The organism is Luteibacter aegosomatissinici, from assembly GCF_023078495.1.
GTDB lineage: Bacteria > Pseudomonadota > Gammaproteobacteria > Xanthomonadales > Rhodanobacteraceae > Luteibacter > Luteibacter aegosomatissinici.
The window spans coordinates 927,143-940,466 of record NZ_CP095742.1 but is presented as its reverse complement, the minus strand read 5'-3'; the positions used below and the strand labels follow the sequence as shown (position 1 = coordinate 940,466).

Genomic DNA, 13,324 nt, shown 5'->3' with positions numbered 1-13,324 from the left:
ACTTGCATTGGCTTCATCCGCCCTATCCACCCGGAGGTTTGCAATGACCATCAAGGTCGCCATCAACGGTTACGGTCGTATCGGTCGCAACGTGCTGCGTTCGCTCTACGAATCGAAGAAGAATGGCCAGGATATCCAGATCGTCGCGGTCAACGATCTCGGCGATGCCGAGACCAACGCGCACCTGACCCAGTACGACACGGCCCACGGCCGCTTCCCGGGCGAGGTCTCGGTGGACGGTGGCGACCTGATCGTCAACGGCGACCGCATCAAGGTCTGCGCCGAGCGCGACCCGTCGAAGCTGCCCTGGGGCGAGCTGGGCGTGGACGTGGTGCTTGAGTGCACCGGCTTCTTCACCTCCAAGGCCAAGGCCAGCGCGCACATCACCGCCGGCGCCAAGAAGGTGATCATCTCGGCCCCGGGCGACAAGGACGTGGACGGCACCTTCGTCATCGGCGTGAACGATGACAAGCTGCACGCCGGCCTGCAGGTCATCTCGAACGCCTCGTGCACCACCAACTGCCTGGCGCCGCTGGCCAAGGTGCTCCACGAGAAGGTCGGCATCGTGCACGGCCTGATGACCACGATCCACGCCTACACGAACGACCAGGTGCTGACGGACGTCTACCACTCCGACCTGCGCCGCGCCCGTAGCGCCACGCACAGCCAGATCCCGACCAAGACCGGCGCCGCCGCCGCGGTGGGCCTGGTGCTGCCGGAGCTCAACGGCAAGCTCGATGGTTTCGCCATGCGCGTGCCGACCATCAACGTGTCGGTGGTCGACCTGACCTTCACCGCCGCGCGTGAGACGACCAAGGAAGAGATCGACGCCGCCATCAACGAAGCCGCCAACGGCAAGCTGAAGGGCATCCTGGGCGTGAACACCAAGCCGCTGGTGTCGATCGACTTCAACCACAACCCGCACTCGTCGATCTACGACGCGACGCAGACCCGCGTCATGGGCGGCACGCTGGTGAAGGTCCTCTCGTGGTACGACAACGAGTGGGGCTTCTCCAACCGCATGCTCGACATGGCCAAGGCGCTGATGGCTGCCAAGTAAGCAGCGCTCCGTTCCTGACCTAAAAAAAGCCCGCGCCTCGCAGCGCGGGTTTTTTTGTAGGAGCGCACCCTGTGCGCGACGCCTTTCGCCTCAACGCCACAGGGCCTGCGACATCGTCGCGAGAGCTGTCGCGCACAGGGTGCGCTCCTACAGCGACGGCGACAGCGATCGTCATCGCGATCCGGGTTACGCCTTCTGGATCATCTGCTCGATCGAACCGAAGATCGACTTGCCCGCCTTATCGGTCACGTCGATGCGCACGCTATCGCCGAACTTCAGGAACGGCGTGGCCGGCTTTCCGTCGCGCAGGGTTTCCACCGTGCGCTGCTCGGCGAGGCACGAGGCGCCCTTGCTGGTGTCTTCGTTGGCGATCGTGCCCGAACCGACGATCGTGCCTGCGGTGAGCGGGCGCGTCTTCGCCGCGTGGGCCACCAGCTGCGCGAAGTTGAACTGCATATCGACGCCGCACTCGGCTTCGCCGAACCAGTGGCTGTTGATCCACGTGCGCATCGGCAGGTGCAGCTTGTCGCCTTCCCAGGCATCGCCCAGTTCATCCGGTGTCACGAACACCGGCGAGAGTGCGGAGCGCGGCTTGGACTGCAGGAAGCCGAAGCCCTTGGCCAGCTCGGCCGGGATGAGGCCACGGAGCGACACATCGTTGACCAGGCCCACGAGCTGGATGTGGCTTGATGCGGCTTCCGCGGAGGGCGCCATCGGTACGTCATCGGTGATGACCACGACCTCAGCCTCAAGGTCGATGCCGTATTCCTCGCTGGGCACTACGACCGGATCGCGCGGGCCAAGGAAGCCGGCGCTGGTGGCCTGGTACATCAGCGGGTCCGAGTAGAACGACGCCGGCACCTCGGCACCGCGGGCGCGGCGGACGCGCTCCACGTGCGGCAGGTAAGCGCTGCCATCCACGAATTCGTAGGCGCGCGGCAACGGCGCAGCGAGTGCGGCCATGTCGAGCGCGAACGCGCCGGCGGCCTTGTCAGCTTCCAGATCTTCCGCCAGCGCGTTGAGGCGCGGTGCGGCCACGTGCCAATCATCCAGTGCCGCCTGCATGGTTGCGGCGATACCGGTGGCCTTCACGGCCTGGGTGAGATCACGGCTGACGACCACCAAGGTGCCGTCGCGGCCGCCTTCCTTCAGCGAAGCGAGTTTCATGTGTGTCCTTGTCGATCAGGCGTTCGGGTCGAAGTGTTTCTTCAACCCGCGCCAGCATTCGTAATAGTTGCCCTGCAACGCCCTGGATTCCAGCGCCTGCTTGCTCGCATGGATCACCTTGCGGGTCTCGAACATGAAGGCCATCGTACCGGTGATGTGGTCTGCCTTCGAGACATCGGCCTCGGAGGCCTTCTCGAAGCTCGCGTTATCCGGGCCGTGGCCGCTCATGCAGTTATGCAGGCTGGCACCGCCCGGCACGAAACCGCCAGCCTTCGCATCATAGGCGCCCGTGATCAGGCCCATGAACTCGCTGGCCACGTTGCGGTGGAAGTACGGCGGACGGAACGTGTGCTCGGCCACCAGCCAGCGCGGCGGGAAGATCACGAAATCCATGTTGGCCACACCCGGCGTATCGCTGGCGGAGGTCAGCACGGTGAAGATGCTCGGATCCGGGTGGTCCACCGCGATCGATCCGATGGTGTTGAAGCGGCGCAGGTCGTACTTGTAGGGCGTGTAGTTGCCGTGCCACGCGACGACATCGAGCGGCGAATGATCGATATCGGCCTGCCACAGCGTGCCCTGGAATTTGGCGATGAGCGCGAAATCGCCATCGACATCTTCGTAGGCCGCGACTGGCGCCAGGAAATCACGTGGATGCGCGAGGCCATTGGCACCGATCGGCCCAAGGTCAGGCAGGTGCAGCGTCGCGCCGAAGTTTTCGGCCACGTAACCGCGCGCCTCGCCATCGGGCAGCTCCACGAGGAAGCGGATGCCGCGCGGCACGACGGCGATTTCCAGCGGCTCCACATCCAGCACGCCAAGCTCGGTGCGGATGCGCAGCCGGCCGTGCTGCGGGACGATCAGCAGCTCGCCATCGGCGTTGTAGAAGTAACGGCCTTCCATGGAGCGGTTGGCGAGGTACTGGTGGATACCCACCCCACCCTGCTCCGCCGGTCCACCGTTGCCACCCATGGTGAACAGGCCATCGAGGAAATCGGTGCCCGCCGCCGGCATGGGCAACGGGTCCCAGCGCATCTGGTTCGGCGTGGGCGGCGCATCGTTGAAGCGGTTGTGGAACGTGGCGTGCCCCAACTCGCGGAACGGCGAATGCTGCGCGGCCGGGCGGATGCGATACAGCCAGCTACGCTGGTTGCGGTGCCGCGGCGCGGTGAACGCGCTGCCGGAAAGCTGCTCCGCGTAGAGGCCCTTCGCCACGCGCTGCGGCGAGTTCTGGCCCGTGGGCAGCACGCCCGGCACCGCCTCCGTGGCGAACTCGTTGCCGAAGCCGGTCTGGTAGCCATGGGTGTCGTCGGTGTGGCTCATCGTAGATCCTGGGGCGATGTCAGCCTGATTGCATGGTAGGAGCCCACCCTGTGGGCGACATCTTTCGCCGGGTAGCCATATGACTGGCTGCTCCTCGCGAAAAGCGGTCGCGCACAGGGTGCGCTCCTACCGATTGAACCGCAATTACAGGACGCCGCGGCGTTCCTGGTCGCGCTCGATCGATTCGAACAGGGCCTGGAAGTTGCCGTTGCCGAAGCCCTCGTTGCCCTTGCGCTGGATGATCTCGAAGAAGATCGGGCCGATGTTGTTCTGGGTGAAGATCTGCAGCAGCAGCTTCTTCTTGGTCTCCGGGTCCGCATCGATCAGCAGCTTGTTCTTCTGCAGGCGCGGCACGTCTTCGCCGTGGTCCGGGATACGGATATCGATCACTTCGAAATACGTATCCGGCGTATCGAGGAAAGCAACGTTCTGCGCGCGCATGGCTTCCACCGAGTCGTAGATGTTGTCGGTGAACAGCGCGATGTGCTGGATGCCTTCGCCGTTGTACTCGCGGATGTACTCGTTGATCTGCGACTTCTCGTCCGACGATTCATTTAGCGGAATGCGGACCATGCCGTCCGGCGCGGTCATCGCCTTGGACACCAGGCCGGTCTTGGCACCCTTGATGTCGAAGTAGCGGATCTCGCGGAAGTTGAACAGGCGCTCGTAGTAATCCGACCACTTCTGCATGTTGCCGAAGTGCAGGTTGTGGGTCAGGTGGTCGATAAAGGTGAGGCCAAAGCCCTTCGGGTGACGGTCCACGCCCGGGAAGAAATCGTACTCGGCCTCGAAACAATCACCCTTGGCGCCGTACTGGTCGATCAGGTACAGGCACGCATCGCCGATGCCCTTGATGGTGGGCACGTTCAGGGCGAGGGTATCGGTCAGGGTCTCCAGCTTCTCGGCGCCGTTCGACAGCGCGGTGGCCTGCACGTCGGTCGCGGGGCGGTTGAAGCGGATGGCGAAGCCGCAGGCACTGGGGCCGTGCTTCGATACGAAATCGGCCGCGAACGAGTTCGGCTCCTCGTTCACGAGGAAATTGCACTCGCCCTGGCGGTACAGGGTGATGGCCTTGCTCTTATGCTTGGCGACGGCGGTAAAGCCGAGGCGGGGGAACAGGTCGTGGAGCAGCTTCGCGTCCGGCGCGGCAAACTCAACGAACTCGAAGCCATCCACACCCTGGGGGTTTTCGAACGTGGTGACTTCCATACCGATATTGGGCTGGGCGCTCATAAGCGATACTCCTGGCTGCGGGCACGGCTTGCGCCGTCTACCGCCACCTTATAGTTTCACTTGTAACCATTTGCAAGGATCGGCGCAGCATGACCCTCGATATCGTCCCCGCCCACGCCCCGCTGGAGCTGGAGCACTTCCTGCCCTATCGGCTTTCGATCCTGTCGAACACGGTCAGCCAGTCGATCGCGGACGAGTACCAGGGGCGATTCCAACTCAGCATGACGGAATGGCGCGTGATGACGATCCTGGCCCGGTTCCCGGCCAGTTCGGCCACCCAGGTGGTGGAGCGCACCCGCATGGACAAGGTGGCGGTGAGCCGCGCCGTGGCGCGGCTGGTCGAAGCGGGCCGGGTGGACAGGGGCACCGCCGATGGCGACAAGCGCCGCTCGGTGCTCCAGCTCTCCGAAGCCGGCTGGGCCATTCACGATGAGGTGGCCCCGCTGGCGCGCGCCCATGAGCGCGAGTTGCTGGAAAAGCTCAGCGAGGACGAGAAGGCCTGGCTGGAAAAGATCCTGGACAAATTGCTGGGCTAGGATTCACAAATACTCATATATGACAAGTTAACGTTCATTGACGGTCATATATGACTATAACTTGAGCGCAAGCATCGATTGATCGTTAACAAATGCCGCCCGGTAGGCAGCCTGCACCGCGCCGGTCACACCGACGCCACGTAGCGCGTCTTGCCAGTGCGCGTCGATGATTCGCGCAGTGCTTCGGATGATGTCGCGCGCATCATCGGCGTGCAGTTCAAAAAAACGGCACGCATCGAGCGCCAGTCGAATGGAACGCTCATGTCCCCCGCCTTCAACGATCGCCGTCTCCAATTGCGGCTCTCGATCGGGCGCAGGGTTTACATCAAACATCGGCGAGAGCCGCCAGCGACCGGAGCCAACGTAGAGGAAGCCATGGTTCTGCAGATGGTCATCCTTGTTCGACACCAGGATCGTGAAAACGACTCGACGGAACAACTCGCGGAAGTCTTCGCCCGGCGAGGGCGCGAATGCCCGCATGAAGTCGATGATTTCGGTGTAAGCACCCAACGCGCCTCCCGCCTTATCCAGCGCTGTCCGCGCCGAAATGTAGGGAATGCGCGCGTCGCCGCGCCGGTCGAAGCGTTTGATCAGCGCGACCGGAAATGGCGTATCTGCCAGTTCCAGTCGAACCTCCGGCGTGCGGATGCCGCAACGTTGCGCGAGCTTTAGCGTTGCCACTTCTACACGTTCGATAGGGCGCTGATCGTGAAGTGACGTGAACTTCGCAAGCCATAATGCGCGATCGTTCGTTACGTTCGCCTTGGGCCGCGCCCCGCCCGATGCACCTGCCCCGGCCAGCGCCATAAGGTCTTCGTACGCCAGATCATCGCCCTGCTCATAGTGGCGGGCAATGGCGGTGATCTCCTCGAGCTGGAGAAGACGCGGTACCTCGGTGCCCGCATTGCCGCGCAAGACGTCGCCGCGCTCGTCGAGGAATCGCAGGGCGCCCTGGCGGCATCGATCATCTGACAGAGTGAGGTAATCAAATTCGGACAGCCCACTCCCGTAGGCGCGTTCAAGGAGGCGCCGCCCCCAACTATCCGGCGCTGCGTCGGTGAAGGCGCCAGCAAGCGCCTCGCGAGAATCCCCCGCTTTGGCACTGTTGAAGAAGGGCGCTTCGGTTAATGGCATCGACGGTTGGATGGCAAACGCACGCGAAGCGCCCAGCCACGTGGTGTCATACGAAAACGCTGAGAACTGCCGCGATCCATGTCGCGTGAAACGAAGCCTGCCGACATCGACCAGGCCTTCACCCAAAGCCACCCTGGCAGCCGATTCGGACATCAGAATGCGGCGCCATCCGGATCAATCGCGTCATCGCCCTGCTTTTCGGCGGCTTTGCGCTTTTGAGCCCGAATACGTGCGTCATAGGAGCGCCCGCGCTTGGGCAAACGTTCATCTGCAAGCGCCAAGCCAACATCGTCGGTCCGGATATCCACAAGATCCGCCAGACGCGCTTGCAAACCAAGCGCGACGAGCACATCGGCGAGCGTCCCTACACCGACGCCCGCGTCGCCTTTCTCGAGCCGTGTCAAAGTGCTGGCTGATGTCCCGGAACGAACGGCCAACTCCGCGGCACTCATGCCCCTACGGAGTCGAGCACGCCTAATGTCCTCGCCAAGCTGGGCCAGGATCGGGCGAGATTTTGGTGATCCCATAAAATTGGCCAGATATAGTGATTTACCAATCGTATATCACCATATCTGACCAATTGCCAAGCAAATTCACTTGATCCCGTGCATCAGCTTGTTGATCAGCGGCGCGATCAGGAACAGTACGATGCCGGCGCCGATCAGCAGTTCGAAGCTGAAGGTGAAGCCGGAGAGCGCCGAGGCCACGGTCATGCCGCTTTCGCCGCTGATGTGGCCGGCGAGCAGGCCGGAAAGGTTGTTGCCAATGGCGGTGGAGAGGAACCAGCCGCCCATGGCCAGGCCCACCACGCGGATCGGGGCGAGCTTGGTCACCATGGAAAGGCCGATCGGCGAAAGGCACAGCTCGCCGATGGTCTGGGCCACGTAGCACGCGGCCAGCGGCCAGAACGGGATCAGGCCGCGGCCATCCACCAGGCTCTTCAGGGCGTACATCAGCACCAGGAAGCCCAGGGCGTTGAAGATCAGGCCCAAGCCGAACTTGCGGGGGATCGACGGCTCCGCGCGGCGCTTTGCCAGCCAGGCCCAAACGATAGCCACCGGGGGCGCGAACACCAGGATGGCGGCGGAGTTCACCGACTGGAACCAGCCGACGGGGAACTCCCAGCCGAACATAAGGCGATCGACCAGGTTTTGCGCCAGGAAGTTGAAGGAACTGCCGGCCTGCTCGAAGAACATCCAGAACAGCACGTTGAACGCGAAAAGCACCAGCATCGCGATGACGCGGTGGATCTGGATCGTGTCGTGGCGCACGGCCTCGATCACGAGCATGGCCGCGACACCCACGAACAACGCGCCAAGCAGCCAGGCAATGAAGATGGCGCCGGCCTTGGCCATGAGCAGGTAGACCAGCGGCACCGCGATGACGATGCCGATGATGACGGCCAAGAGGCTCTTGCCCTCATGCCGTTCCGGCGGCGGCACGCCTACGCCCTTCAGCTGCTTGCGGCCGACCAGGAACCAGATGAAGCAGATGACCATGCCGATGCCGGTAGAAGCAAACACGGCGCGGTAATTCTCCTGCAGCGGCGTATCGGTCATGACCGCCGCGATCCAGCCGGTGACCAGCGGAGCCAGGAAGCCACCCAGGTTGATGCCCATGTAGAACAGGGTGAAGCCGCGATCACGGCGATCATCACCCACCGGGTAGATCTGCCCCACCAGCGAGGAGATGTTGGGCTTGAACAGGCCGTTGCCGACGATGACCGTGGCCAGGCCCGCCAGGAAAATATCCTGCTGCGGCACCATCACCATGAACAGGCCCAGGCCCATCACGGCGGCACCCACGAGGATGGAGCGCTGGTAGCCGAGGATCCGATCGGCCACGTAACCGCCGAAGATCGCCGAGGCATAGACCAGCGCCAGATACGCGCCATAGGTGCGGCTCGCGTACCCCTGCCCCGAGGCATCGCCATGGAAGAATTCGGCCACGATGTACAGGGCCAGCGCCCAGCGCATGCCGTAGAACGCGAAGCGCTCCCAGAACTCCGTCATGAACAACATCCACAACGGACGCGGGTGGCCCATGATCTGCGGGTAATCGGGCACGGGCTGTGCCTGGCTGGGGGCGGTTGGAGTCATGGCTTCCCTTGGCGGTAAATCGATGAGCGTGTTTAGCCGGACCGGCCCGGCGCGTCAAATATTGCGCCCGCAGCACGCACGCCCAAAAAAGCGCGCCGCCCCTGTAGGAGCAAGGCACCAAAACAGGATGCGGGTCAGGTACCGAGGATGGTGCGGACTTCGATCAGCTCGGGGAAAAAGCTCTGCTCCAGCGCCTTGCGCAGGAACGCCACGCCCGAAGAACCGCCCGTGCCGGGCCGGAAGCCGATGATCCGCTCCACGGTTTTCATATGGCGGAACCGCCAGAGCTGGAAGTTTTCCTCGATATCGACCAGCAGCTCGCTCAGATGATACTCAGACCAATACGTCGCCGTGTCTTCGTAAACCCGCTTGAAGATGGGTAGCAGCGCCGGCTGGGTGTGCCAGGGCTGGGTGAAATCACGGTTCAGGACTTCGACCGGAACCGGATGCCCCTTGCGAGCAAGGAAACGCAGGTATTCGTCGTAAAGGCCCGGCGCTTCAAATACCGCCCGAAGGCGCGCGTGGTCCGCCGGATCGTGTTCGAACACGCGGAGCATGTCGGCGTGCTTGTTCCCCAGGAGGAATTCCACGATGCGGTATTGCAGCGACTGGAACCCGGAAGACGGCCCCAACACGTCGCGGAATTGCAGGTATTCGGCTGGGGTGAGCGTTTCCAGCACGCCCCACTGTTCGTAAAGCTGGCGCTGGATCTGCTTGACCCGGGCAAGCACTTTCTGGGTACCGCCCAGGTCATCGGCGCGCAGGCGCGCCAGGGCCGAATCCAGCTCGTGGATCATCAGCTTCAGCCACAACTCGGATGTCTGGTGCTGGATGATGAACAGCATCTCGTCATGGTGCTGGGGTTCGCTCAGCGGGTGCTGGGCGGAAAGCACCTGGTCCAGCCGGAGGTACTCGCCGTAGGTCAGCCGCCCGTCCAGGTCGGTGCGGATGCCGGGTTCGAGGTCGCGCTGGGGGTGGGCCATGGGCGTCTTCACATAATGGGGTGGATAGCGTGCGAACCGCGCCACTGAGCCATTTCTGAGCGTAATCGCCCCCGGGCCATGCTGCGGCGTGCCTTGCCGGGCCATAATACCCCTGATATCTAGTCCGGCTCGCAAGACCAGACAAGCTGTTCGCGCCCCGCTGGATGGGCCGTCCGCTTCCCCATTCGTGCGTGTCGTTTCTAACCTTCCCCTGGGAGCGAGTCGTGTCCATCGCCGCCAAGTTTGAAATTGAATACCTGCAGTACCTTGACCAGGATGGCAAGGAAACCGGCAAGGAAATGCCCGCCTTCGCCAAGGATCTCGACCACATGGTCGAGCTCTACAAGCTGATGGTTTCCACCCGCGTGTTCGACGCCAAGTCGATCGCCCTGCAGCGCACCGGCAAGCTGGGCACCTACGCCTCCTGCCTGGGCCACGAGGCCGCGCACGTGGGTATCGGCAGCGCCATGCGCCGCGAGGATTCGCTGGCCGTGTCGTACCGCGAGTACGGCGCCCAGCTGTACCGTGGCGTGAAGCCGCGCGAGGTCTACACCTACTGGGGTGGCGACGAGCGCGGTAACGACTTCAAGGACGCCCCGGCGCACGATTTCGCCTGGTGCGTGCCCATCGGTACGCAGTGCCTGCACGCCGCCGGTTCCGCCCTTGCGTTCAAGATCCGCAAGGAGCCGCGCGTGGCCGTGTGCACGATCGGTGACGGCGGTTCGTCGAAGGGTGACTTCTACGGCGCCATCAACGTGGCCGGCGCGCAGCAGCTGCCGCTGGTCGCCGTGATCGTGAACAACCAGTGGGCCATCTCGGTCCCCCGCCGCATCCAGAGCGGTTCCGGCACGCTGGCCCAGAAGGGCATCGCGGCCGGCCTGTTCTGCATCCAGGTGGATGGCAACGACATCATCGCCGTGCGCAAGGCCATGGAAGACGCGCTCGAGCGCGCCCGTTCCGGCCAGGGCGGCACGGTGATCGAGGCGGTGACCTACCGCCTGGGCGACCACACCACCGCCGACGATGCGCGCCGCTACCGTGGCGAGCAGGAAGTGAAGGATGCCTGGGAGCGTGACCCGGTGCCGCGCCTGCGCAAGTGGCTCGAAGCCAAGGGCAAGTGGGACGACGCCAAGGAAGAGGCCTGGAAGGCCGAGTGCGACGACTGGATGGACAACGAAGTGAACGCGTACCTGGAAACGAAGAACCAGCCGGCGACGGCCATGTTCGATTACCTGTACGCCGAAGTCCCGGCCGACCTCGAAGCGCAGCGCGAGCTCGTCGCTTCCCTCGATCGCAAGTCGTAAGGAATTCTTCCCATGGCACAAATCACTCTTATTGAAGCGGTGACCCAGGCGCTCGCCTACGAGATGCGCAACGACGACAGCGTCGTGGTGCTCGGCGAAGACGTCGGCGTCAACGGCGGCGTGTTCCGCGCCACCCAGGGCCTGCAGGAACAGTTCGGCGAAGAGCGCGTCATCGACACGCCGCTGGATGAAGGCACCATCGCCGGCCTGACCATCGGTCTCGCCGTGCAGGGCATGAAACCTGTCGCGGAAGCGCAGTTCGAAGGCTTCATCTACCCGATGATGGAGCACATCGCCTGCCACGCCGCCCGCATGCGTAACCGCACGCGTGGCCGCATGACCGTTCCCGCAGTATGGCGCGCCCCGTGGGGCGGCGGTATCCGTGCGCCGGAGCATCACTCCGAGGCAAACGAGCACCTGTTCACCAACATCCCGGGCCTGCGCGTGGTCATGCCGTCGTCGCCGGCGCGTGCCTACGGCCTGCTGCTCGCCGCCATCCGCGATCCGGATCCGGTGATCTTCTTCGAGCCCAAGCGCATCTACCGCCAGTACAAGGAAGAAGTGCCCGATGACGGCGAGGCACTGCCGCTCGATGTGTGCTTCGTGCTGCGCGATGGCACTGACGTGACCCTGGTGACCTGGGGTGCGCAGGTGAAGGAATGCCTCGAAGCCGCGGACGAACTCGCCACGAAGGGCATCAGCGCCGAAGTGATCGACGTCGCCACGCTGACCCCGCTCGACTTCGACACGATCGCCGAATCGGTCACCAAGACCGGCCGTTGCGTCATCGTGCACGAAGCGCCGAAGACCGCCGGTTTCGGTGCGGAAATTGCCGCCCGCCTGTCCGAAGAGTGCCTGTACAGCCTGCTCGCCCCGGTGGAGCGCGTGACCGGCTTCGATACCCACATCCCGCTGTTCCGCCTGGAAATGAAGTACCTCCCCAGCGTCGAACGCATTGTCGAGGCCGCCGAGCGCACGCTCGCGGCATCCTGAGGAAGCGATCCCCATGGCCGATATCAAGACCTTTTTCCTGCCGGACCTCGGCGAAGGCCTTCCCGACGCGACCGTCGTGGAATGGCACGTCAAGGAAGGCGACACGATCAAACTCGATGCCCCGCTGGTATCGATGGAAACCGCGAAGGCCGTCGTCGACGTGCCTTCGCCCTACTCCGGCACCGTGAAGAAGCTGCACGGCGCCACCGGTGACATCATCGAAACCGGCGCCGCCCTGGCCGATTTCGAGATCGACCCGAACGCGCGCCAGCGCGCCGAAGCCGAATCGACCGGCCACCACCACGGCCCGAAGAAGGGCGTGGGTTCGCCGGCCACTGATGATCCGTCGAAGGTCGTGGCCTCCGATGACGGCGGCGAGATCGATCCGCCCAAGGCCTCGGCCGATCGCGAAGACGAAGGCACCGTCGTCGGCGCCATGGTCAGCGGCAATGCCGTGCACACCGAGCAGGTCTCCAGCGCCGGCGGCGTGAAGGCCGTGCCGGCGGTGCGTGCGCTCGCCAAGAAGATGAAGATCGACCTCACCCGCGTGCAGCCGACCGGCGCCGGTGGTGTCATCACCATGCAGGACGTGAAGAACGCGGCCGCCAACGGCAGCGCCGCCGTGGGTTCCGCTCCGGCGCGCCCCGCCGCCGCACAGCACCTCGCACCGACGCTGCCGGAGCCGGGCCCCGCCCCGACCCGTACGCCGGTGTCGCTGGCTGGCAAGGCCGTCCGCACCGCGCCCCCGGGCAAGGAAGCGATGGGTCAGCCGGAACAGCTGAAGGGCGTTCGCCGCAACATGGCGCGCGTGATGGCCGATGCCCACGCCCAGGTCGTGCCGACCACCTTGGTGGACGATGCCGACCTGCACGCCTGGATCGGCAAGCAGGACATCACCGCCCGCCTGATCCGCGCGATCGTGGTGGCCTGCAAGACCGTGCCGGCGCTCAACGCCTGGTTCAACGGCAAGGACCTGACCCGCACGCTGCATCCGCACGTGGATATCGGCATCGCCGTGGATACCGAAGACGGCCTGTTCGTCCCGGCCCTGCGAAATGCCGATGTGCTGGACGGCGCGGGCATCCGTGCCGCGATCAAGCGCCTGCGTACCTCGGTGGAAGACCGCAGCATCCCGGCCTCGGAGCTCTCCGGCTACACCATCAGCCTGAGCAACTTCGGCATGTTTGCTGGCCGCTATGCCACCCCGGTCGTGGTGCCGCCGACCGTCGCCATCATCGGCGCCGGCAAGCTCAGCCACGATGTGGTGGCCGTGATGGGCGGTATCGAAGTGCACCGCCGCATGCCGCTGTCGCTCACGTTCGATCACCGTGCCGCCACCGGCGGTGAGGCCGCGCGCTTCCTGAAGGCGATGATCGACGACCTGGGCCTGCCGAATTAAGGGTGAGCTCCTTGTAGGAGCTCACCCTGTGAGCGACGCTGTTCGCGACACTGCAACACATGCTGTTGCTCTTTCGCGAAAAATGTCGCCCAC

General features: G+C 64.2%; 12 protein-coding genes. 5 read left to right on the top strand and 7 right to left on the bottom strand.

Going from position 1 to position 13,324, the window contains the following annotated elements; translation table 11 throughout:
• Positions 1-43: 43 nt before the first annotated feature.
• Complete coding sequence (gap, locus tag L2Y97_RS04165) at positions 44-1,060, top strand: type I glyceraldehyde-3-phosphate dehydrogenase (RefSeq protein WP_247433382.1); 1,017 nt, start codon at positions 44-46, stop codon at positions 1,058-1,060.
• Between the two features lie 186 nt (positions 1,061-1,246).
• Here gap and L2Y97_RS04160 read toward each other — a convergent pair whose 3' ends face one another.
• The 3 genes from L2Y97_RS04160 to hppD all read right to left on the bottom strand — a co-directional run bounded on the left by L2Y97_RS04160 (position 1,247) and on the right by hppD (position 4,783).
• Entirely contained in the window at positions 1,247-2,227 is a 981-nt protein-coding gene (locus tag L2Y97_RS04160) for a fumarylacetoacetate hydrolase family protein (protein ID WP_247433379.1), read from the bottom strand.
• Between the two features lie 15 nt (positions 2,228-2,242).
• Entirely contained in the window at positions 2,243-3,550 is a 1,308-nt protein-coding gene (gene hmgA / locus L2Y97_RS04155) for a homogentisate 1,2-dioxygenase (RefSeq protein WP_247433376.1), read from the bottom strand.
• Positions 3,551-3,694: 144 nt separating this feature from the next.
• Positions 3,695-4,783, bottom strand: a complete 1,089-nt coding sequence (gene hppD / locus L2Y97_RS04150) for a 4-hydroxyphenylpyruvate dioxygenase (RefSeq protein ID WP_247433374.1) — start codon at positions 4,781-4,783, stop codon at positions 3,695-3,697.
• 89 nt (positions 4,784-4,872) lie between these two features.
• Here hppD and L2Y97_RS04145 point away from each other — a divergent pair, with 89 nt between their 5' ends.
• Positions 4,873-5,319 (top strand): MarR family winged helix-turn-helix transcriptional regulator, encoded by a 447-nt coding sequence (locus L2Y97_RS04145; protein ID WP_247433371.1) that lies wholly within the window; start codon positions 4,873-4,875, stop codon positions 5,317-5,319.
• A gap of 54 nt (positions 5,320-5,373) precedes the next feature.
• Here L2Y97_RS04145 and L2Y97_RS04140 read toward each other — a convergent pair whose 3' ends face one another.
• The 4 genes from L2Y97_RS04140 to L2Y97_RS04125 all read right to left on the bottom strand — a co-directional run bounded on the left by L2Y97_RS04140 (position 5,374) and on the right by L2Y97_RS04125 (position 9,535).
• The gene (locus L2Y97_RS04140) at positions 5,374-6,606 is read right to left on the bottom strand and encodes a type II toxin-antitoxin system HipA family toxin (RefSeq protein WP_247433369.1); all 1,233 of its coding nucleotides are present in this window, start codon (positions 6,604-6,606) and stop codon (positions 5,374-5,376) included.
• A complete protein-coding gene (locus L2Y97_RS04135) occupies positions 6,606-6,980 on the bottom strand; it encodes a helix-turn-helix domain-containing protein (protein ID WP_256452072.1) in 375 nt (124 codons plus the stop codon). The genes L2Y97_RS04140 and L2Y97_RS04135 overlap by 1 nt, the downstream gene beginning before the upstream one ends.
• A gap of 66 nt (positions 6,981-7,046) precedes the next feature.
• On the bottom strand, positions 7,047-8,552 hold the full coding sequence (locus L2Y97_RS04130; protein WP_247433364.1) for a peptide MFS transporter: 1,506 nt from the start codon (positions 8,550-8,552) through the stop codon (positions 7,047-7,049).
• A 134-nt stretch (positions 8,553-8,686) separates the two neighbouring features.
• A complete protein-coding gene (locus L2Y97_RS04125; protein WP_247433361.1) occupies positions 8,687-9,535 on the bottom strand; it encodes a tryptophan 2,3-dioxygenase in 849 nt (282 codons plus the stop codon).
• A gap of 224 nt (positions 9,536-9,759) precedes the next feature.
• On the opposite strand from L2Y97_RS04125, the gene pdhA reads away from it, so the two are divergent.
• Genes pdhA through L2Y97_RS04110 form a run of 3 tightly spaced genes read left to right on the top strand, consistent with a single transcriptional unit; the run spans position 9,760 to position 13,231 of the window.
• Positions 9,760-10,839, top strand: coding sequence for a pyruvate dehydrogenase (acetyl-transferring) E1 component subunit alpha (pdhA, locus tag L2Y97_RS04120; RefSeq protein ID WP_247433358.1), 1,080 nt, complete (start codon positions 9,760-9,762; stop codon positions 10,837-10,839).
• A 12-nt stretch (positions 10,840-10,851) separates the two neighbouring features.
• Entirely contained in the window at positions 10,852-11,832 is a 981-nt protein-coding gene (locus tag L2Y97_RS04115; protein WP_247433355.1) for an alpha-ketoacid dehydrogenase subunit beta, read from the top strand.
• Positions 11,833-11,845: 13 nt separating this feature from the next.
• Complete coding sequence (locus tag L2Y97_RS04110; RefSeq protein WP_247433353.1) at positions 11,846-13,231, top strand: dihydrolipoamide acetyltransferase family protein; 1,386 nt, start codon at positions 11,846-11,848, stop codon at positions 13,229-13,231.
• Positions 13,232-13,324: the final 93 nt, after the last annotated feature.